The 21492-nt window shown below is 40.1% G+C and carries 21 protein-coding genes and 1 pseudogene; 7 read left to right on the top strand and 15 right to left on the bottom strand.

Annotated features, from left to right (window positions below; all coding sequences use genetic code 11):
- Positions 1 to 357: 357 nt before the first annotated feature.
- Positions 358 to 561, top strand: coding sequence for a cold-shock protein (locus QNH43_RS06900; protein WP_061462203.1), 204 nt, complete (start codon positions 358 to 360; stop codon positions 559 to 561).
- A 91-nt stretch (positions 562 to 652) separates the two neighbouring features.
- On the opposite strand, the gene QNH43_RS06895 is transcribed toward QNH43_RS06900, so the two are convergent.
- The 3 genes from QNH43_RS06895 to QNH43_RS06885 are packed head-to-tail and all read right to left on the bottom strand — an operon-like array spanning position 653 to position 3874.
- Complete coding sequence (locus QNH43_RS06895) at positions 653 to 2620, bottom strand: DUF6449 domain-containing protein (RefSeq protein ID WP_283917272.1); 1968 nt, start codon at positions 2618 to 2620, stop codon at positions 653 to 655.
- Positions 2595 to 3494: an ABC transporter ATP-binding protein gene (locus QNH43_RS06890; RefSeq protein ID WP_283917271.1), complete on the bottom strand. Its 900-nt coding sequence runs from the start codon at positions 3492 to 3494 to the stop codon at positions 2595 to 2597. The genes QNH43_RS06895 and QNH43_RS06890 overlap by 26 nt, the downstream gene beginning before the upstream one ends.
- The gene (locus tag QNH43_RS06885) at positions 3491 to 3874 is read right to left on the bottom strand and encodes a GntR family transcriptional regulator (RefSeq protein ID WP_076366917.1); all 384 of its coding nucleotides are present in this window, start codon (positions 3872 to 3874) and stop codon (positions 3491 to 3493) included. Before QNH43_RS06885 ends, QNH43_RS06890 begins: the two co-directional genes overlap by 4 nt.
- Before the next feature lie 181 nt (positions 3875 to 4055).
- On the opposite strand from QNH43_RS06885, the gene QNH43_RS06880 reads away from it, so the two are divergent.
- Positions 4056 to 4472, top strand: coding sequence for an organic hydroperoxide resistance protein (locus QNH43_RS06880; RefSeq protein WP_283917270.1), 417 nt, complete (start codon positions 4056 to 4058; stop codon positions 4470 to 4472).
- Positions 4473 to 4524: 52 nt separating this feature from the next.
- On the opposite strand, the gene QNH43_RS06875 is transcribed toward QNH43_RS06880, so the two are convergent.
- Complete coding sequence (locus tag QNH43_RS06875; protein WP_283917269.1) at positions 4525 to 5841, bottom strand: MFS transporter; 1317 nt, start codon at positions 5839 to 5841, stop codon at positions 4525 to 4527.
- 178 nt (positions 5842 to 6019) lie between these two features.
- Between QNH43_RS06875 and QNH43_RS06870 the strand changes: the two genes are divergently transcribed.
- The 3 genes from QNH43_RS06870 to yidC all read left to right on the top strand — a co-directional run bounded on the left by QNH43_RS06870 (position 6020) and on the right by yidC (position 8746).
- The gene (locus tag QNH43_RS06870; protein WP_283917268.1) at positions 6020 to 6841 is read left to right on the top strand and encodes a glycerophosphodiester phosphodiesterase; all 822 of its coding nucleotides are present in this window, start codon (positions 6020 to 6022) and stop codon (positions 6839 to 6841) included.
- 802 nt (positions 6842 to 7643) lie between these two features.
- Entirely contained in the window at positions 7644 to 7931 is a 288-nt protein-coding gene (locus tag QNH43_RS06865) for a hypothetical protein (protein ID WP_076366923.1), read from the top strand.
- A 29-nt stretch (positions 7932 to 7960) separates the two neighbouring features.
- Complete coding sequence (yidC, locus tag QNH43_RS06860) at positions 7961 to 8746, top strand: membrane protein insertase YidC (RefSeq protein ID WP_283917267.1); 786 nt, start codon at positions 7961 to 7963, stop codon at positions 8744 to 8746.
- Positions 8747 to 8809: 63 nt separating this feature from the next.
- On the opposite strand, the pseudogene QNH43_RS06855 reads toward yidC, so the two are convergent.
- Positions 8810 to 8911: pseudogene (locus QNH43_RS06855) on the bottom strand (IS3 family transposase); the annotation flags it as partial.
- Between the two features lie 278 nt (positions 8912 to 9189).
- Here QNH43_RS06855 and QNH43_RS06850 point away from each other — a divergent pair.
- Positions 9190 to 9714, top strand: a complete 525-nt coding sequence (locus QNH43_RS06850) for a HEAT repeat domain-containing protein (protein WP_283917266.1) — start codon at positions 9190 to 9192, stop codon at positions 9712 to 9714.
- Positions 9715 to 9802: 88 nt separating this feature from the next.
- On the opposite strand, the gene cphA is transcribed toward QNH43_RS06850, so the two are convergent.
- Both cphA and QNH43_RS06840 read right to left on the bottom strand, forming a co-directional pair.
- Positions 9803 to 12424 carry a cyanophycin synthetase gene (gene cphA, locus QNH43_RS06845; protein WP_283917265.1) on the bottom strand — a complete coding sequence of 874 codons (2622 nt, stop codon included), beginning with the start codon at positions 12422 to 12424 and terminating at the stop codon, positions 9803 to 9805.
- Positions 12421 to 13233, bottom strand: coding sequence for a cyanophycinase (locus QNH43_RS06840; RefSeq protein ID WP_283917264.1), 813 nt, complete (start codon positions 13231 to 13233; stop codon positions 12421 to 12423). Before QNH43_RS06840 ends, cphA begins: the two co-directional genes overlap by 4 nt.
- 174 nt (positions 13234 to 13407) lie before the next feature.
- Between QNH43_RS06840 and QNH43_RS06835 the strand changes: the two genes are divergently transcribed.
- Positions 13408 to 13830: a pyridoxamine 5'-phosphate oxidase family protein gene (locus tag QNH43_RS06835; RefSeq protein WP_283917263.1), complete on the top strand. Its 423-nt coding sequence runs from the start codon at positions 13408 to 13410 to the stop codon at positions 13828 to 13830.
- Positions 13831 to 14022: 192 nt separating this feature from the next.
- Here the strand turns inward: QNH43_RS06835 and QNH43_RS06830 are convergent, their stop codons facing one another.
- The 8 genes from QNH43_RS06830 to QNH43_RS06795 form a co-directional block, all read right to left on the bottom strand.
- Positions 14023 to 15069, bottom strand: coding sequence for a M42 family metallopeptidase (locus tag QNH43_RS06830; RefSeq protein WP_283917262.1), 1047 nt, complete (start codon positions 15067 to 15069; stop codon positions 14023 to 14025).
- A gap of 92 nt (positions 15070 to 15161) precedes the next feature.
- The gene (locus QNH43_RS06825) at positions 15162 to 15299 is read right to left on the bottom strand and encodes a hypothetical protein (protein ID WP_283917261.1); all 138 of its coding nucleotides are present in this window, start codon (positions 15297 to 15299) and stop codon (positions 15162 to 15164) included.
- 31 nt (positions 15300 to 15330) lie between these two features.
- The gene (locus QNH43_RS06820) at positions 15331 to 15519 is read right to left on the bottom strand and encodes a hypothetical protein (RefSeq protein WP_034314269.1); all 189 of its coding nucleotides are present in this window, start codon (positions 15517 to 15519) and stop codon (positions 15331 to 15333) included.
- Positions 15520 to 15628: 109 nt separating this feature from the next.
- Positions 15629 to 17392: an oligopeptide ABC transporter substrate-binding protein gene (gene opp4A, locus QNH43_RS06815; RefSeq protein WP_283917260.1), complete on the bottom strand. Its 1764-nt coding sequence runs from the start codon at positions 17390 to 17392 to the stop codon at positions 15629 to 15631.
- A gap of 18 nt (positions 17393 to 17410) precedes the next feature.
- Positions 17411 to 18310, bottom strand: a complete 900-nt coding sequence (locus QNH43_RS06810; protein ID WP_076367933.1) for an ABC transporter permease — start codon at positions 18308 to 18310, stop codon at positions 17411 to 17413.
- 22 nt (positions 18311 to 18332) lie between these two features.
- A complete protein-coding gene (gene opp4B / locus QNH43_RS06805; protein WP_214743605.1) occupies positions 18333 to 19298 on the bottom strand; it encodes an oligopeptide ABC transporter permease in 966 nt (321 codons plus the stop codon).
- Positions 19299 to 19313: 15 nt separating this feature from the next.
- Positions 19314 to 20240 carry an ABC transporter ATP-binding protein gene (locus QNH43_RS06800; protein ID WP_053534228.1) on the bottom strand — a complete coding sequence of 309 codons (927 nt, stop codon included), beginning with the start codon at positions 20238 to 20240 and terminating at the stop codon, positions 19314 to 19316.
- On the bottom strand, positions 20218 to 21243 hold the full coding sequence (locus QNH43_RS06795) for an ABC transporter ATP-binding protein (protein WP_283917259.1): 1026 nt from the start codon (positions 21241 to 21243) through the stop codon (positions 20218 to 20220). Before QNH43_RS06795 ends, QNH43_RS06800 begins: the two co-directional genes overlap by 23 nt.
- Positions 21244 to 21492 lie beyond the last annotated feature (249 nt).

Raw genomic sequence — 21492 nt, 5'->3', positions numbered from 1 at the left:
GGCTTTTGCTGTTGGTCATGGCACCCCAGTCTAATTTCAATCGAGGAAAATCCTGCGCGACAATACCGTTATGCTTGCCATTATTAAACCTTCCTAAAATTATTTTCCCCAAAAGGGAATGTATAATTTGCTTCCATTTGTTTTATCCTTTATAAAGGTGGGTATATACTAAAAAACTGGAAATTACTCCAGAGGTTAGTGGATTAATTTTTCCTTTAGGCTTTCACATATTATCAATCATCTTCGTATGATAACTTTAACTTGATTGAGGGTGCTGGATAATGTGTGAAATTGATTTTTCCATCCAGGTAAAATCATCACCATTAATATTTTTAACTTTTTAGGAGGATTCATCGAATGACAGTAACAGGTAAAGTGAAATGGTTCAATAGTGACAAAGGATTTGGATTCATTGAAGTACCAAACGAAGATGATGTTTTCGTTCATTTTTCCGCCATTCAAGGAGAAGGTTTCAAGAGCCTTGATGAAGGTCAAGAGGTTGAATTTGAGATCGAAGAAGGTAACCGTGGACCTCAAGCTAAAAACGTCGTAAAACTCTAAAGCATAGATACACAAACATATTTTATAGGCATTGCAGAAGGAGGCCGCCATATTGGGCGGCCTCCTTCTATGTACAAGCGAAATATTCACATTATCTTTCATTAAAATGATCCAAAATGAAGCCAGGAACATGTTCGCCAGAAAAACTCTTGATATCCACATCTCTGCTTTCTTTATAATAAAAGGCAGCTGAATACTCTCCGCCCCAATCGATTTGAGCATTATCAATGGCCGTCTCGATTTCCAAAGCCGTCTTGAGTTTCATGCGATTTGGCTGTTGTTCAATCTGCTGTGCAAGTTCACTTTCAGAATTCGAATGATAAAATTCCGAATCGGTCTTCGCAACCAGGATATAAGATATATCATCAGCCATTAACCGCGCTTTTGCAGATTGTCCGGTACTTTCCATCCATTTTGAAAACTGAGTATATGAAGAGTCCCAATTCATATAAATGGTTTTGTTATTGTTCAAAAGAATTTCGATGGAGGCATAATCACCAAAAGAAGATGTCATTTGGGCGAACGATTGATTTTTCAGATCCTCCGACAATGACTTTACAGCAGCTTCCAGCTCTTGACCGTCCGTGATCGTTATTGATTTGTCCACTTGTCCGCTCGCCGTTATCTTGATTTTAGAAACGTCTACAGCGGATACATTCAATAACTCATTAACCATTTTTTTATATTCATTCGACTCATAAATTTTCGCCAACAGTGGTATGTAAGAGTCGTAATTTTGCAAATGATACTCTCTTGCTAGCCGTTTTCCATTCTTGAGTTCATACATCAGAAATACGGTTTGTCCATCATTCACTTCACCAATGGAAACCTTTTTACCCTTATCGATAATTTCCTGATGCAATAACCTGATCGCTTCTATATTCTCCTTCTCTTTAAGATAATTGAAAGCTTTATTCGACGCGTCATCATCTTCAAAAAATAAAGGAGAATCGCCAATATAAATTTGGCTAATCATCTTTTCACCTGGAATCTTGACCCTATACTGAAGGGGATCTATTTTTATTATGAGTGCCAGCACAATGATAGCCACCATAAATGCTACATAACCTTTAAGGTTGACCCGTATACGCCAAGTCTTTTGCAGGAAGATTTCCCCTAAATAATATCCAAGCAACGAACCGACGGCATATCCGAAGAAAATCCACCCAGGTTCACCTGTCGTTTCGCTAAAATAAAGCCCTGTAAACAGCATCATGCATAATGTCAGTCCGAATTTAAATAATGGCTTAATCATCGGGTAAACAAATGCCTGCGACACATGCTCCAGCTTTCTCCTCTCATAGAGAAAAAGAGAACTGATCAGAAATAGAAAGGTTAATATACTATAAATAAATGTATTAATAGAGAAAAAAGTGATTTTTTCCATCTCTGTTGCTGCTAATAAGGGGGTGATGCCATTCATATCTTCACCTAGATAATAATCTGCTGAGAATCCTGCTATCAAAAACTTCACATTGGCCGCAAACAAAACAAACAGCCCCACCGGCAAAGCAAGAAAAATATAGGTCAGCAATCCTTGAAATGCTGATAATCCCGTCACCATTCCAATTAAAACGGCAACAGAAAAGATCAAGGCTTCCAAAATAAATGTAATCCCCATCCAAGACCAAATATCCGTCATGGTATATAGCCTTTCTATATCAATTGCCGAGTGAAATAATATCAATATTGAACCTGTAAGTAAAATCGGCAAACCTATGAAGCCAATTCCCGTCCCAATCATATGAATGTAGATGCTGCGTCTAGTAATCGGTAAACTATGAATGAAGTCTGAAGCTTGTTTCATTTGCAAGAATCGAAAAAGGAAGATGGCAAGCAATACTGGAATAACGATGACCAAGACAAACTGTATCATCTGCTGACAGGAAAAAAGGTTTTCGAATTCCACATATTCATTGTTCTCATTCAAGATAATCGCTAACAATTTCAGAGGCAGTGCAAATATGAGGCCTACGAGATACAGGAAACCAATCCAGCCAGTGCTTCTGAAAATATAGATAATCAGTTCTCTATTAAACCAGGTTATTCTGGATGACATAACCGATATCCCCCATTTCGTAAATGAATATCTCCTCTAGAGTAAGTGGAAGAATATCTAATATTTCTGGCTGGAACTGATTAAAGTGCGATTTAATCATGGATTCTTTACCTTTAACGATGCAAACGATCACGCTGCCGCGTCTTTCCTTGTTTAGAATTTGAATTCCGCGGTATAAACCGTGGGGAATTTTATGTTTAAAGGCAATTTGCACTTTGTGTACATCCGCTTTCAAGTCATTCAAATCCTTTTGGATAACAAGTTCACCCTTGTGCAAAATCCCTACATGATCGGCTAAATCTTCAATTTCCCGCAGATTATGGGACGATAGTAAAATCGTCATATCCCTTTCCGATACATCCTGAAACAACAACTGTCTCACATTTTTACGCATGACTGGATCTAATCCATCAAACGGTTCATCCAGGATGAGAACTTCCGGCATCGTCGAGAGTGCGAGCCAAAAAGCAACCTGTCTCTGCATCCCCTTCGATAGTTTATGTATTTTAGATTGGATGGGGATCTGGAAAACTTCCTGTAATTGATAGAAACGTTCTTGATTCCACTCACTATAAATATGACTATAAAAACCTGCCATTTGCATGATCGTATAGTTAGCCAGGAAATAAGGCATATCAGGAAGGAAGAAACAACGATTTTTCACTTCTCGGTTTTCAAACACATATGATCGATCAATCAGAACTTCACCTGCGTCCTGTACCAGATTGCCTGATAGCATTTTTAATAAAGTCGTTTTCCCTGCCCCATTTGAACCTAATAACCCGAATATGGAGCCTTTTTGTATGACAAAGGTGACGTTTTTGACCGCTTCTTTTCCTTCATATAATTTACTCACCTGTTTCATTTCAATCATGATTCTCCCCCCTTTGCCAATGGACTGATTTCCTTTATTAGTCTATAAATTTCATGTTTATCGATTCCGATATACAGGGCTTCAGCGAGTACCTTTGAAAGCTGGTTTCTGATTTTTTCTTCTTTTAAGGAGTTTTTTAAAGATTTAGGAGGTGCCACGAAATTCCCTTTGCCTGGCAATGTATATATAAACCCTTCAGATTCAAGCTGCTTGTACGCTTTCTGGATCGTATTTGGATTGATGGTCAATTCCTGAGCCAATATTCGTATCGAGGGGAGTTGATTATGTTCCTGTAAAACTTCATTGATCATTAGTTCCTTAAACTTATCAATCAATTGCTCATATATTGGCTTTCCACTCGCGACATCCAACTCAAACATCATCAACCCCTCCTAGCAAATGGGTGTATTACATCTCCTAATACAGTACATTATAAAACAATATCTTCCAATTTAAAACCGATTTCAAACATTACTATCCATACATTTGCTTTCATTTTGTTTAACAAGGCCTACAGTAGGGAACTAAAGATGGTAAGAATAAACAAAGGAGTTGTTTTCATTGAAACCATTATATACAGCTATAGTTACCGTACACGGTGGTCGTGAGGGACATGTTAAATCAGAGGACGGGATTCTGGATTTCGATGTAAGGTCACCGAAGGAATTAGGTGGTTCCGGTGAGCGCGCTACAAATCCTGAACAGTTATTTGCAGCCGGCTATGCAGCTTGTTTTGACAGTGCCTTGAATCTTGTTCTGCAAAAAGAAAAGAAAAAAGTCGATACTTCCGTGTCGGCAAATGTCACGATCGGTAAAGATGAGGAAGACGGCGGTTTTAAATTGGCTGTAAGGTTGGATGTTTCAATCCCCGACCTAAGCAGGGAAGAAGCCGAAGACTTTGCCAAAAAAGCTCACATGACCTGCCCTTATTCAAAAGCGACTCGCGGGAACGTCGATGTCACCTTGATTTTAGTATAAGAATATGCAAGGGAATGGATACGGCATTAAGGCCGGTTCCATTCCCTATTTACTATTTCACTTCTTCCAAACCCTTCAGCTTCAAAAGAAAGCCCAGACCTATTACTGCCATGATGATCAGTGACCCTAATGCCATCCGGCTCGCCAATGTACCGAGGTCATGGAATACCAACGTTATCGTTCCATATAAAAACGGACCGATTATGGAAGAAACTTTTCCGGAAAATGCAAATAGTCCAAAAAATTGCCCCCTCTTCTCTACCGGGGTCAATTCAATGATATATGTCCGGGATGTCACCCACATCGAACCCAGAGAAATGCCGAACATACTCCCTGCAATCCAGAACCAAAGAGCCGTTTGTGCGAAGACCGCTATAAATAAAGCGACCAAAAGCAGAACTCCCACATATGTCACAGCCAGCCGCGGTCCCTTCGACTGCGTGATATATCCAAACAGAAACGATCCGGCAATACTCGATACTGTCGATACCAAGTAAAGCAAAATGAATCCGCTTGAGGAAAATCCAACTACAGTCTTGGCATATACGGCCATCATTCCGATAGTGGTCGCAATTGCATCATTTAAAAAGAAATAAGCAATCATGAAAGTAAAAACCGATCGATAGGATTGCATCTCTTTAAATGTTGATTTAATATCCTTATAACCGGATAAAAAAGGTTGTTTCGCTTTTTGCTGTTTTGGAGTCTCTTTTAAAAAAAAGAATAAAGGAAGGGAAAAAAACAGAAATAAAATGGCCGTGGGAATAAAAGCTTCATGTGAACTCCCTTTACTGATGAATGGATAGATCGTCAGTCCCACTAACGTTCCAAGATAGCCTACCGCCACTCCAAATCCTGATATAAGCGGCAATTGCTGTTTCGTGCCTAAATCACTCATCATCGTATCATAGAAAACAAGACTCGAATGATAGAAAAACTTTGCTATCACAAATAAAAGAATGACGATCGCTAAGGAAATTGGAATGCCCAGAAGCTTTCCATCGAACGAAGCCCCTCCAAATACACCCATTAAAAATGTACATACAACAGAAATGAGTGTAAAAATTATAATGTATTTTTTCATTTTTCCCGTTCGATCGATCATGACACCGAACAGCGGGGAAAACAAAACAAGAAACAAACTGGCAATCGCATTAGCGTATGAGATGAAGGTACTTGCAATCTGATCAAGAACGGCATTTTCCCCAATCTGTTCCTGGAGGAAGAATGGAAAGAAAATCGTATTGATATTAGAAGAAAAAATCGTATTGGCAAAATCGTAAAACGCCCAAGAGAGAATGGGCAGGGAAAAATATAAACCAAAATTCCCCTTCCATTTTTTAGACTTCGGTTTCACCTGCAATTCCATCCGCTTTCCCTCCTTTATAGATGCTTAAATTATATGTATTCCATACCTTTCCAATAAATCCTTTAAGTCTGGATTATAACATTGTGTAAAACATGATTTTTTCCTGCCTAACATGTAAAATTATGAAATGAGCTGTCCTGGGTAATTTAAAATAATGTGCCTAATAGGAGTGTGAAAGATGATTGCAATTATTCTTATTATCTTGTTAACCATACTTGTCCTGTTCGCTATCTACGCTAAAAGATCAAAGAGTGATTTCCCTGAAAGCTTCATAATGCAGCATTCCCCCCTTAAAATTGGACATCGCGGTGCATCTGGATATTGCCCCGAGAATACAATGGCATCTTATATTAAAGCAATTGAATTGGGAGCTGATTTCCTGGAAGTGGATATCCATCTTAGTAAAGATGATGTACTTGTGGTTCATCATGATCCCACACTGGATCGAACCACAAACGGCAAAGGGAACATCCGTGATTACACGGCAGCCGAATTGAAGGAACTTGATGCAGGAAGCTGGTATCATTCTCGATATAAAAACGAAAGGATTCCTTTACTGAGTGAGGTATTGGAGAATTTCGGGCCAGAAGTTGGTATCTTAATCGAAATAAAACATCCATCTGCTTATCCTGGCATTGAACAGAAACTTGCAGAAGAATTAGAGAAATTCCAAGAATATTCAACAAGTAAAAATAGGATAATGGTACATTCGTTCGATATGGAATCCATGAAAAGGTTCCATCAATTAATGCCGGACATACAAGTGGGCGTTTTGATAAAACGGCGAATTAATGACCAAAAATTAAAAGAGATTGCCGAGTTTGCATCATTTTTGAATCCAAAGCAAACGATTTTAAGTACGAAGCTGCAAATGCGAATCCAAAAGCACGGGATGAAAGTATATACATGGACCGTCAACAATAAAAAACAAATGCGCATGTTCAAAAAGATGCAATTAGATGGTATCATTTCTGATTTTCCTGATTATTTCTTGGATTGAAACTTTATATGTGTTTGCTTTACTAACGTTCCAGTTGATTTCACAGCATATAGCGGGATCTTGGCTAGCCAGTTATTCGGTAGGGGTGTCGCAAATTCCTTAAATCCAGTCAAGGTTTCATTTCAAGTCTTCTTTTATAATCATGGTTCGGGGTGAGACCATTTCGAACTCCCCCTTTGTCGACAAACCGAACAATCCGCAAATGCGGATTGTTTTTTTAATAACATGAAATGGTTGTTTCTCATGCGTCCTTAACAGATTAGGCCCATCGCTGTCGGCCTCGTCGCCATCGATAACCTGCCAGCGGAATTTAACCGACAAGTGGGATAAAACCAAAATGAGAGGCCATTCTTAAGCCATACATAAGTACGTTGGTATAAGCACCATTACATTAAACAAGCGTCCATTGCCTTATACATTCCCTCGTGAAGTCGTGGAATGAATAAAGGCGGAGTACTTACAGCCATTATTTGATTTTTTAATGGATTATCCATGTTTCGGGGATGTGCATCTTGATATAAATTATTTTCAGTACAGTTATGGTGGTTCTGTTTATCGAAAGAATTGAACTTCCTTTTATCCGTATATTCGAATCTAGGTTCCACATGACCTTTAACCAGAAATTGGATAACAAGAAAATATTCCCTGTTTATTTTTTGAAAAAATCCCTATATTTTTTGGCTTACTTGCACTAAAATTTGATATAGTGTTCTTAATGATTTAAACTTATGCCAGTCCCTAAATCGTTTTTGGGGACCAACCGAACTAAATTTTCTTATCTTAGAAAAAACGAGGGATTCCTATGTGGGAATTATTATTAGAATTCGATTATCAAACGGTTCGCCATGCGGTATGGGCAGGTTACTTATTTACCTTTGTCTTTCCACTGGCTGCGTTTTACTTCTTAAATAAAAAGCAATCGCTCTTGAACGACAAATATCAAGCTTCCGTTCATACAGATAAAAGTAAATCCCCTGTTCAGAAAGGCAGCACTTTTGACTGGCGCGGCGCACAGCGCTTTTTCACATTTATCCGGCAAAAGGATTCACCAGATGATTCCGATGAGCCAAGCCTCCTTCTCATTGTTTAAAACATTAACAATTCGAGGAGGAAATTATATTGAAGAAGAAAAACATGTTTTTAATTGCCGTCCTATTTTTGGCAACGACCCTTTTGACAGGTTGCTCAGCAGCAACGAGCGGTCCATTTCATACTGCATTGGTTAACCCCATGACAAAAATGCTAGAATTTAATGCTGATTTATTTAATGGCAACTATGGTTTAAGCATCATCATGATGACATTTTTGATTCGACTTGTCTTGCTTCCACTGACTGCCAAGCAATATAAAACGCAGCTTAGCATGAAAACGAAGATGAATGGGCTTAAACCGGAAATGACAGCAATCCAGCAGAAAATAAAAGAGACGAAAGATCCAGCTAAACAAAAGGCCCTTCAACAGGAAATGATGCAGCTTTACCAAAAACATGGAGTCAATCCTTTAAACATGGGCTGTCTGCCGCTCTTAATTCAAATGCCGATCCTAATGGGCTTTTATTATGCGATTCAAGGTTCCCATGAAATTGCTACCCATAGTTTCCTTTGGTACAGCCTAGGCCAGCCGAATATTGCCATGGCGATTATTGCTGGTGTCATTTATTACTTCCAATCGGTCATTTCCATGAGACAAATGCCGGAAGAACAGCAGAAACAAATGAAGATGATGAGCTTGCTCTCGCCAGCAATGATTTTATTCATTTCTTTCTCTGCTCCTGCTGCATTGCCGCTGTATTGGTCGATCGGAGGTATATTCATGATTGTTCAGTCAATCGTGCTTCAGCGAATATATAAAAAAGACCATGCCGCTGTCCCGGCTGCAAATGAAACGGTTATTAAAAAAAGCTAATCCACTTGGATTAGCTCAGACTGTAGACAAACTAATCTGCCCCAATAAAGTTAGAAATAAAGTTTAAACAGCCTCTAAGACCTGAGTTCGATCTTCTATCGGACTCAGGTCTTTTAATTTTTCCTTCATACGTTTGTGGTTATAATAATAAAAATATGATCTAATTCCTTTTCAAAGTCCTCTTTTAAATACTATTCTCAGCATCACATAGTCCTACTGTGTGAATAACAACTTCATTCATTTATAATATCATGAGTTTTATGTCAATATCTTCTCTTAGATCTAAACTAGAAAGAAGGATTATTTTAACGCTTGCTCATCTGAGTGAAAAAAAAGGAAATTTAAATGAATGTATCCGATTTATTAACCTAATTTCAAATATTAAAGGTTTTGTAATAGTTCTATCGAATTATTTCATATAAGTTTAGAAAGGAGAATCTAATATGGATAATAATAAGGAACTAATTACTTCTGAAATAAATCAACTTTTAATAAGTAATAATCAACACGATTCGTTAAAAGGTTTACAAACAATTGGCTCCATGGGAGAACAAGCAATTCCAATCTTAAGAGAAGCACTCAGAAATAATGAAAACAGTGACTTAAAAACAATGGCTATTGTTGTTTTAGGAGAAATAGGAGAAAAAGCCTCAATAGCAGTTCCTGAGTTAATTAATGAACTTGAACATTCGACAAATGATCAAATAAGAATGGCTGCCAGTCTCAGCTTGGTACGTATAGGTACTAAAAGTATTCATAGTTTAAAAGAAGAGATCTCAAAAAGTATGAATGAAGAAGTACGTTTTTGGGCTAGTTGGGCTTTAGCCATGATTGATTCGAGTGAAATCGATAAAGATTCAATAGCAATCCTAGTCGAAAGAGGAGAAAACACTCAAAATATAATTGAGAAATCAGCTTCTCAAGAAGCATTAGCAAAGTTAATGGGAAATATAATAAAAAAAGATTAAAATTTAAATTTTACAATCTGGCTAAAGATTAATCAGCCAGAAGGAAATTAAAAGAACGTGCACTCCGCAAGGCGGAATGCACGTTCTTTTATTTCTTCGGCAATGGATTTGTTGAAACCTTTTCGAAAAACCTCTCTACATATTCGAAATCCGTGTAAAAGAACAATAATAGATCACCCGGTTGTGATGTTTCCCAGGCTTTTACGAATGCGTCCAATTCATTAGGTTCGATGAATGTCCGATCTTTATGTAACCCCGCTTCTATGGCAGCTTCCTGAAGCAGCCCGGCTACTTCGAACGGCTCCCTTCCCCGCAAATCATCGTCTTCTTTAATGATGAACAGATCAGTATTCATGGCCGCCACCTTGGAGAGCCTGATAAGCTCTTCATCAATACGGTCCCCCGGTCCTGCCAAAACAGTGATAAGACGATTTTTGCTATAGGCACTGACCGTTTCGAATATGGCCTTCAATCCTGCTTCATTATGGGCATAGTCGATGATGATCGTGCGCTCTTTCAACTTTTTTAAATTGAAGCGCCCTTTGGACAAATTCGTATCAGGCATAAATGTGGCAGCCTTCCTTCTTAGTTCTTCCATTGAAACGCCTTGTGTTTCGGCTGCGGCTAACGCCTGGAGTAAATTGGCGATATTATGACGTGCCATGCCGGAAATCGTTACTGGAACCCTGGTGCAATCCATAAATTGATGGATGACACCATCAGCTGAATGACAAATCACGCCTTGTTCATTGACGTACCAAACTTTACCTCCCTTATTTATCGCAGCCTTCACGTGAGGCTGGGTGGCATCAGTAGAGGTGTAAATGACCTCCCCATCTGTATAGGCGTTCATGGCAGCTACATTCGGATCATCTGCATTCAGTACACAATAGCCTGTTTTCATTACGACTTCGGCTACCAGCCTCTTTAATTTAATGAGATCCTCCAATGTATCGATTCCATCATGGCCGAGGTGATCCTCACTTACATTGGTGATGATCCCCACATCACATTTACGAAAAGCCAGACCTTCACGCAGAATCCCGCCCCGGGCCGTTTCCAATACGGCAATATCAACTTCAGGATGGGACAATACCATTCTTGCACTGACAGGGCCACTGCAGTCACCGTGATCCAATACCTCATCACCGATATATACTCCATCAGAATTTGTCATGCCCACCTTTGTTTTTTCATTAGTAAGAAAATAATGAATCAATCGGGTTGTTGTCGTCTTTCCATTTGTTCCGGTCACTGCGATGATCGGTATAGCCGCCTCTTCCCTAGTCGGAAATAAGTAATCGACAATGGCTTTGCCTACATCCCTTTTTTTCCCTTCACTCGGATAATGATGCATTCGAATTCCCGGTGCAGCATTCACTTCAATAATTGCAGTCCTTGAATGTTCGATTGGTTTTGATATATCCTCACAAATAAAATCTATTCCGGCGATATCCAAGCCGATCGCTTTCGCGGCAGCAACAGTTATATTTTTAATGGTGGGATGAACCTGGTCCGTTACATCGATTGCCTTTCCACCGGTCGAAAGATTTGCATTGCCGACAACTTGTACCAATTCCCCTTGATTCGGAATGGTATCGAGCGTCCGATTCGATTTTTCCAAGTAACACGTCACGGTATGTGTAAGCGGGATTTTTGACATCGGCTTTTCATGACCCTCTCCCCGCAACTCATTGCAATTTTCCTTTTCTATCAAACTGCGTATCGTTTCCTTACCGTTGCCAATAACATAGGGAGGAAGCCTCAAACTAGCGGCGATAAGTTCTCCGTTGACTATCAATAACCGATAATCATGTCCTTCAATATGCCGTTCGACAATGTACTTCTCCACATGCAACTCCAAACAATTAATTACATTGAATAGTTCATCCTTATTTTTGATATGAGTGATGACACCCTGCCCCTGTCTCCCATTATACGGTTTTATGACCAGTGGAAAACCCAGCCTGTCCGCCGAGGCAAAGATATCTTCAATGGAATGGGCAACTTCCCCTTCAGGTACAGGGAGTCCACACCCTCTTAAAATTGATTTAGTCAATGATTTGTCACATGAATTCTCAACGGCAATATTCGAAGTTTGGCTAGATATTGTCGCCTGGACATACTTCTGCCTTGTACCGGTTCCTAAACGTAGTAAGCTTTCATCACCCATTCGCTCGACAGGGATATCTTTTGCCTGCGCTGCTTTAAAAATGGCTTCAGTACTTGGCCCCAGCTTATTTTTATAATATAACTCCTCTATTTGTTTTACATAAGATTGTACATTTATAAGTTTTTCACCATTCAGGATGGCTTCCACGATATCTTTTGCTGCTAAAAAAGCTTGAAGTCCTGAGTGAGGCTCCTGATAGTCAAAGGTAACATAATAAACACCCTTCTTTTCCATCATTATCGTTTTTCCACGAATGGCTTCGATTCCTGCCAAGTTTTGAAGCTCAATCGTCATATGCTCCAATATATGTCCCATCCATGTTCCTTTTCTCAGCCTTTCGGCAAAGCCGCCTCGATACCCTTTTGAACATGTATGGCTTCCCAAGTTCGGGAGCGCCTTTAACAATTTTTCATTGAATCCAGGTATTGAATCAGATGGTTTCTGTTCAAGTTCCCCTATATCCAATTCAATGCAAATCGTAGGTGTATAAGCAAAATAATTAGGTCCTTTTAAATAACGGACTCGATTGATCATCATTGTTGGATCCCCTTTTTCATCAACAATTTCCTGGTAAGCAGGTCAAAACGGTATCCCCTTGTTAGGGTATGAAGGTTAAATCCCGAAAGAGTCAACTCTTCACTGCCATTTTCAGAAGATGTGATATTGATATAATCACTGGTGCTGCCATCAAGAATCAATACTTGATGTTGGCCAACTACTTCAAAATGACCGTCTTTCACTAAAATTGCTGTATTTTCATCAATGCCAATACCCATAATTTCCTTATTCCCCGCTATCGCACTTAACAGACGGTCAAAGCGGCCACGCTGGGAAAAATGTTGATCGATTATCAGGCCGTCAAGGAAGCCGAAGCCTACCCCAATTTCAACCTTTAACTTATTGTCATTCAACATCGTGTCAGCAGCGACAATCATGTACTTACCTAAAATCGAAGCGCCAGCACTTGTCCCTGCTATCACCATTCCTTTATGCCAGGCTTTAGAAAGGGCATCGTGGAACTTGGTCTTTCCAATCAGTTCAGACAATCGGCTTTGGTTGCCCCCTGAAATGAAGATGGCAGAAAAGGAAGTCAGCTGTTCACAAATTTCAGGATCGTCTGCATCCTGCCTTGAATCCAGCTTGATCACTTCCACCCTGTTCACGCCTAAATCCCTGAAGATCTTGGTATACTCTGCACTCACTTCCTCAGGAATTTCACTTGCTGTAGGCAATATTCCTATTCCGCCCTCGCTATGGGTTGCAAGCTCGACAAATTTATTTAATACTTCACCTTCAAGGCACTTATCCTCTGCCCCGCCAATGATAAGTAATTCACCACAATTCATTCATCATACTCACCTTTACAAATGGATTAACATCATGAAACAGAACACATAATGACTAGTATGGCAACTTCTTTCAGTCTTCATTCATAAAAATGGCAAACTGCATAATTTTGTTTAACTTAATGGAAAAAGAGGAAAAGTAATAGAGTAAAAAAATAAAAGGAGTGTGCAAAAATGAGCCAAAACCAATTAAAAGAAATAGTATTGAACATCATTCGTGATCATAAAATAGGAGTTTTATCTTCAGTTGAAAACAACAAACCACATTCACGCTATATGACATTTTTTAACGATGAATTAACTTTATACACACCAACGAGTGGAAAGACGGAAAAAATTGATGAAATTGAAAAGAATCCCAATGTTCATATTCTGATCGGCTATGATAATGAAGGATTAGGCGATTCCTACCTGGAAATCTCAGGTACCTCGAAAATAAACGATTCACAGGAACTGAAGGATAAATTATGGAATGAATCATTTGAAGATTGGTTCGAAGGTCCGAAAGATCCCAATTATTTAATCCTTCAAATTAAGCCGGAAAGCATTCGGTTGATGAACAACAATGGTGAACCTCCACAAGAAATATCATTATAATTTGTCATTCACGAGCATTTGAACGTAATTCACGAGTAAAACAACGAAACTCACGAGTATTTCGCCCAAACTCACGAGTAAAACAACGAAATTCACGAGTATTACGCAGAAACTCACGAGTATAATGAAAATTTCGCTAAAAAACAGTAAAAGCCCGTACTTATTTGATATAAGTGCGGGCTATTTTCACGATTAAGCCAACTCTGATTGGATATAATGCAAAATCAGATTGGCTGTATGCTTTAATGAAGAAACATGCGTCCGCTCGAAGGCATGTGAAGCATCTATCCCCGGTCCGATCAGACCATGTACGACATCATATCCTGCCCGGATCGCAGCGGAAGCGTCCGAACCATAATATGGATAAATATCGACGCGGTAGTCGACAGCATTTGCTTTAGCAAGGGCGACTAGATGCTGACGTAATATATAATGATAAGGACCCGAGGAGTCTTTTGCGCAAATGGAAACGCTGAATTCATCCGTCGATTGTCCATCACCGATCGCTCCCATATCGACAGCCAGATATTCCACTGTTTTCTCAGGGATATTGGAATTACCGCCATAGCCGATTTCTTCATTGTTTGAAATCAGGAAATGGGTCGTATAAGCCAATTTTATCTTTCCTGCAGAAATGAGGTCAATGATATGAAGCAGGATGCCGACGCTTGCTTTATCATCCAAATGCCTTGATTTCAAAAAGCCTGTATCCGTAACTTCCACTCTCGGTTCAAAGGAGACAAAATCTCCAACAGAAATGCCAATGGCTTCGGTTTCCGCTTTAGTTTTCACGGCAGCATCTATCCGGACCTCAATTGTCTCATCATCACGCTTGGCATCCCCGGCATTTTTATATACGTGGACAGAAGTCTGATTGATTAAAATGGTCCCGGTGATAATTGCTCCGTCAGCTGTATGGATTTTACAATACTCCCCTTCCACTGAGTTCCAGCGAAAACCGCCGATCATCGTCAATTTAAGGCGGCCATTTGCCTTGATTTCCTTTATCATGGCTCCCAGAGTATCGACATGGGCAGTCAGCAATCGGTGTTTGCCATCATCTTCGCCTTTTAATGAAGCAAGCAATGCCCCTTTATTCGTGATCTTGTAAGGAACGTTCCTTTGCTCCATGAAATTGGACGCGTATTTAATGGCTTGCTCTGTATAACCGGAGGGGCTGGGTATGGACACCAATTCTTTTATGTAAGATACGATTTCTTTTTCTTCGATCACACTCATGCAAATCTCTCCTTTCCTCTTGTTCATTATATCTTTTCATGGCAACTTTTAACATATTAAAAGACCGCCAAAAAGACGGTCCTTTAATCGATTTAACCCATATGGGCCAGAACTGGCAAGATGGCCATAACTAATGATGAAATGCCATATAACGCTAAATTCTCCATATTTACTTTTCTTTTCCACTTATCACGCCATACTTTGTACCTGCTCATATCTTCGTTCCTCATAAAAAGACCTCCTTCATGATGAAAGTTCAACTTACTTCAACTGTCTTTGTTTGTTGGACATTTCCTTCATATATTCCAAGAAGGCAATTCTCTTTTCGTCTGGATAGGCTACAATGTCTGCAATGATTTCCTCTTCAAGAGGTTTCAGTAACCGGCCAACCGATTCAGTAAACAATATTTCTAACTCTCTCTTTGTTTCATTAGGATTTCTCACTTCCATCAATATCACCCTTCCAATTACTTACTATTATCTATATAGCCTTTATCCACTTCATTGAAACGCAAAAAAATCGACCGCCCATAAAGGCAGCCGATAGTCATCAATTAAATTATTTCGTTACCCCCACATTATGCCATTGATATTGGCGGCCTGCGAGATAATCATAACCTGTAACTCGTTCATTCACTCCTGCCAATTGATAACGGAATAATGTCGGAATGACCGGAACCTCTTCATGGATCAATTCTTGCCACTCATTATACGTATCGATCCGATATTGATCATCAAAGGCTTCCTCTGAGATCCCTTTAGCAAGAAGCTCATCATTTTTTTCATTCACCCAGCGGGTATAGTTAAATTCCGCAGACCTTGACCATATTCCTGATGGATCCGGATCGGAAGCGACACCCCATGCAGCTTGATAAATATCCACTTTGTCATTATCCTTTTTCAGCAGGTCGTAGAATGAATTGAACTCATGTAGCCTACCATCCTGCAATTCGACGTCCAAACCAACTTGTTCCCATTGTTGGATATAATATCTTGCTAGTGGCTCGGAAACATCGGAACCGCTCATGGAAGCAAAGTTGATCTTGAACTCTTTTCCATCTGCATCTTCACGAATGCCATCCTTATTCGTATCTACAAATCCTGCTTCATCCAAGAGTTTTTTAGCTTTTTCAGGATCATACTCATATGGTTTTACATCTTTATTATTATATTTAAAGTTCGGTGTAATGACAGAGTTGGCAGGGAAGCGAAGACCCTTGAACATCTTTTCGCCAACTTCTTCATTATTGATGGCATACGCCATCGCCTGACGAAGGCGTTTGTCACCGAATTTTGGATTTTCATCCATAACACTTTCTTCTTTTTCCTTATCATAATGGCCGAAATTGAAACCAATATAGGTATAAGCCAATTCAACTTTCCCCAATAATTCGACATTATCCAATTCTTTGGCTTGATCATATTGCTCTGCCAGGACCTCCGCTACATCGAGGTCACCATTTTCAAGTGACTTAACGACGACGGACGGATTCACGACTTTCAATGTGACACTGTCCAATTTAGGTTCACCGCGGTAATAATCTTTATTCGCTTCAAATTCGACCGCTTCCCCTTGAACGATTTTCTTCACTTTGAATGGTCCAAAACCAATCGGGTTTTTGCGAATTTTATCCGAAGATTCCAACTCTGCAATCGGAACATCTTTTAAGTATTCTTTATGAAGCGGGTATGTCCATAATCCAGTCGTGACGGAAGGATTCGCTTTTTTGAATGTGATAGTGATTTTCTTGCCGTCGACTTTAATGCCTGAAATCTTATCCGCTTTCCCTTCATGATACTCTTCCATACCCTCGATTAAAGCCATTTGTTCATCATAGCGTACACCTTTGTAATCTTTGCTTCCCATGACAAGATATGCATATTCTAAATCGGCACCTAGCACAGGTTTTCCATCTTGCCAATTTACATTATCCTTAATCGTCAGCGTAACCGTTTTATGATCGTCTGAAATCTCATAGGAAGCGGCACCTTCATTCGTATATACATAGTTTTCATCTGTATCCAGCAAATCTTCATCAAAGAATGTGATAACTTGATTATCTGGTTCGCCTTGATAGAAAACTTTGTTTAATATCCCTTCAAACGGAGTATCGGATACCAAACCATATGTCAAATGGCCGCCTTTAATCGGCTCTCCTTGATTTGTCGTCTTTGTCGGGAATTTAGAGGTATCGACCTGTTCGACATCTTTCCCTTTTTTCTCTTTCGTTGACGATTTCTCCGTATCATTCGAACATGCAGCAAGCAGTAGAGACGAAATGGCCAATGCACTTAATACCTTACTGTAGCTTTTGATTTTCATATCCTACACTCCCCTTTTTTATCCTCTTCTTTGTCTTGCATCGGCGGCGCGTTTTAACGCTTGACCAACGAAATTTATACTCAGCATCAACACTAGAATCATGAGTGATGCGGGTACCCATATCCACCACTTGTTTTCCAGAACATCTGGATTTCGAGCATAACTGATGAGCGTACCGAGACTCGGTGTGCTCTCCGGAAGACCGAACCCTAAGAAAGTCAAACTGGATTCTAAGCCAATATTGCCTGCAAGGTTCAAAATGAAGTTGACGATGATCAATGAACTGACATTGGGCAGAAGCTGAAACAGGATGATTTTCCAATGTGGTGTCCCCAGTGTCTGTGAGGCGTGGATATAATCCAGCTCACGCTCGGACAAAGCCTTTGAACGAATCAGCCGTGCCTTTCCTGTCCATAAAAACATCGTCATGATTAAAATGAAAACATATACATTGAAGATCGGCACAATCGTGACTACAACGATGATGAACATCATTTGCGGCAGGGCAATCACGAAATCGATAATACGCATGATGACATTATCGGTTGCCCCGCCGAAGTAGCCCGCCAGAAGCCCTAATGATAAACCGATGATAGCCGTGAATAATGTAATGAATAAACTGATCGTGAATGAATTTCTGGTACCTATTATCAGTTGGCCGAATACATCCCGGCCACCATAATCGGTTCCAAGCCAATAGTCTGAAGATGGTTCCAAATAAATGGAGAGAAAATCGACCTTGGCTATTTCCTTGGCGTCCATGAAAAACGACGCACCGTAAACAAAAAGCAATATGGCTGCTAATAAAATCAATGAGCCCATGGCAAGTTTATCCTTTTTGATTTCCTGCCAGATGATCTTGATTCCTGAAGGGCTCACATCGTTAACTTGTATGTTCTTTCCTGTTTCCACTTTCATTTCCATACGACTCACCCCGCTCCTATTCTATCCGTATGCGCGGATCGACCGCACTAAGTATGATGTCCGAAAGAAGAGTGCCAAGCAGAGTGGCAAATCCCGTCATCATGACGATGGCCGTGACAACGCTGAAATCCCGCAGACTGACTGAACTAAGGAATAGCTGCCCAAGTCCCGGATAACTGAAAATGGTCTCGATTATGACCGCGCCGCCGATCAATCCAGTAATTTCATAACCTAAGAATGCTGCTATCGGTAAAAAGGAATTTCTCAGGATATGCCGTGAATATACTTTTGATTCAGGCACTCCCTTCGAACGCGCTGTCCTTACGAAATCCTTGATTTTATTATCGATGATTTCATTTCGCAAATATTGGATCGTACTTGTTGTTGCAATTAAAGCTGTACTTAAAGCTGGTAAAATCAAATGATTGATCTTGCTTACAACATAGGCGAATGTTCCTTCATCCACTTTTGAATCGACACTTCCCCCAGACGGGAACCAATCCAGGGCAAATCCGAAAACGAATAACATGATTAAAGCAAAAATGAAAATCGGCGTGCCAAACCCTACATAGCTATAACCCGTAACGGTTTTATCCACCCAGGTATCGTTATACCTTCCGCTAAGTATGCCTAATGGAATAGCAAGCATATATGTAAAGATCAGCGTGACCAACGCCAGGAACACCGTGTTCCAAAGCCTGTCTTCGATCACATCCATAACGGGCGTCTTATGTGTATAGGAAATACCGAAATCCCCCTGTACTGCATTGGATGCCCACCTTAAATATTGTTGGTACCAAGGGTCATTCAAACCCAGTTCTTCCCTGATCCTATCAAGCTCGGCAGGATTGGCCCTAGGGTTGATTTCCTGGCCTGACAGTGCATCTCCCGGCATTGCTTTTGCCATCATGAAAACGATGATGCTCAATAAAAAGAGCTGCGGGATCATTACTAATAATCGTCTTAGGATAAACTTCCACATATTCCTTCCACCTCCTTATTGTAATGCGACTCTATGTGTCGATGAGATTGGCTTCAAATCGTATGCACGTCCATTCTCATCGAAATATTTTGAGTAGGTAGACTCATATTCTGAGGTGAGTTTTTTTCTAAGCTGCACTTTATCTTCGCGAACTTCCGGCTCTAAATCCGGAATGGCGGCAATCAGGCGCTTCGTGTATATATGTTGGGGATTTTCATAGATTTCCTCGCTTTTGCCTTCCTCTACCAATCTACCGCGATACATGACACCCATCCGGTCACACATATGCCGGATTACGCCTAAATCATGCCCGACAAATAAATAAGTCAAATTGAACTCTTGTTGGAGATCCTGAAGAAAATTCAATACCTGCGCCTGAACGGAAACATCCAATGCTGACACCGGTTCATCCGCAATGATCAGTTTAGGTTTCAATGTCAATGATCGAGCGATCCCAATCCGCTGCCGCTGTCCCCCTGAAAATTCATGAGGATACTTGTGAATCGATTCGGGACTCAGTCCGACTTTGTCCAAGAAGTCCTGTACGATTTTCTTTTCCTCTGAAGGGGATAACCGTTCGAAGTTCCTCAGCGGTTCGGCAATGATGTCCAGTACCCTCTTCTTCGGATTCAATGATGAATACGGATCTTGGAAAATCATTTGGATATCTTTTCTGAATGGTTTAATTTCTCTTCTACTTAAAGATGCTAAATCCCTGCCTTCAAACAGGATTTGTCCGGATGTCACCTCATTCAGTTTGACCACTGCCTTGCCTGTCGTGGACTTGCCGCTTCCGGATTCACCGACCAAACCATATGTTTCCCCTTGCTGCAACTCAAAGGAAACACCGTCCACGGCCTTTACGTGATCGACCACCCTTCGAAAAAAACCGCCCCTTATCGGAAAATGCACTTTGAGATTATCTAATTTGAGTAATGTCATGAGCCGATGCATCTCCTTCAGCTTTAAAATAAAATTCTTTATAGCAGGTACAGCGCACAAGATGATCGTTGCCCACATCGTGAAGCCGGGGTGTCTCTTCATGCGCATGTTTAGGTATCCAAGGAATCCTATCTTGGAAGCGACATCCTATCCGATCCATTTTCGCTATCGATGGAACGATTCCTTCGATAACGTGCAAACGATTTTTCTCGTTTGCAACAGAAGGAATCGAATTTAATAAAGACCTCGTATATGGATGCAGCGGATTGTTGAATATCTCTTTAACACTTCCCGTTTCCACTACCTGGCCTGCATACATGACAACGATCCTGTCGGCGACCTCTGCTACGACGCTCAGGTCATGTGTAATTAAGATGATCCCCATTTTTGTCCTGCTCTGGATATCTTTCAGCAGATCAAGTATTTGCGCTTGAATCGTAACATCCAGTGCCGTCGTGGGTTCATCGGCGATGACCAGTGCAGGGTTGCAAGCAATGGCAATCGAGATCATTGCCCTTTGACGCATTCCGCCCGAGAGCTCATGCGGATATTGCTTGTACGTCCGTTCTGGGTATGGAATTCCCACTTGTGTCAAAAGTTCGATCGTTCTGTTCTTTTTTTCAGCACTGGAGAGTTCAGTATGGTAATCAAGATTCTCCTCGATCTGTTTTCCGATGGTCATGAGCGGGTTCAAAGCCGTTAAAGGTTCCTGGAATATCATACCCAATTCCTTCCCCCGGACTTTATTCATTTGTACATCATTCAACTTTAGTAGATTTTGACCTTTATAATTGATGTTTCCTTCGGATTTCGTTCTCTGCTTATTATGTAATTGAATGATGGATAAGGCCAATGCACTCTTTCCACAACCTGATTCTCCAACAACTGCTACAATTTCATTTTCATACACCGTAAACGAAACATCATCCACCGCTGCATGATATTTGTTGCCGATTCGAAATGAGGTAGTTAGGTTCTCTATTTGCAAAATAGCTTTCTTCATCCTTGCTCCCCCTAAACTATTTTATCGGGAAAATAATTAATCTTCTGATAATTATTTAAAATTTTAATCATTTTTTTACAATTATACAATAGTTTTTATAGAAAATAATCACATTTTTTTCATATTTTATAACTTTAGGAATAATTTTCTGCAATAAAAAATCGTTTCCTTTATAACGGTTATACAGTAAAGTTTTGAAGTCCGATTAAATGTAAAGAACCAATCATTTTAAATTTATTATTCTAAGAT

The organism is Peribacillus simplex, from assembly GCF_030123325.1.
GTDB classification, from domain to species: domain Bacteria; phylum Bacillota; class Bacilli; order Bacillales; family DSM-1321; genus Peribacillus; species Peribacillus simplex_D.
Note: the sequence above shows the minus strand (reverse complement) of the source record. Positions and strands in the feature narration are given on the sequence as shown.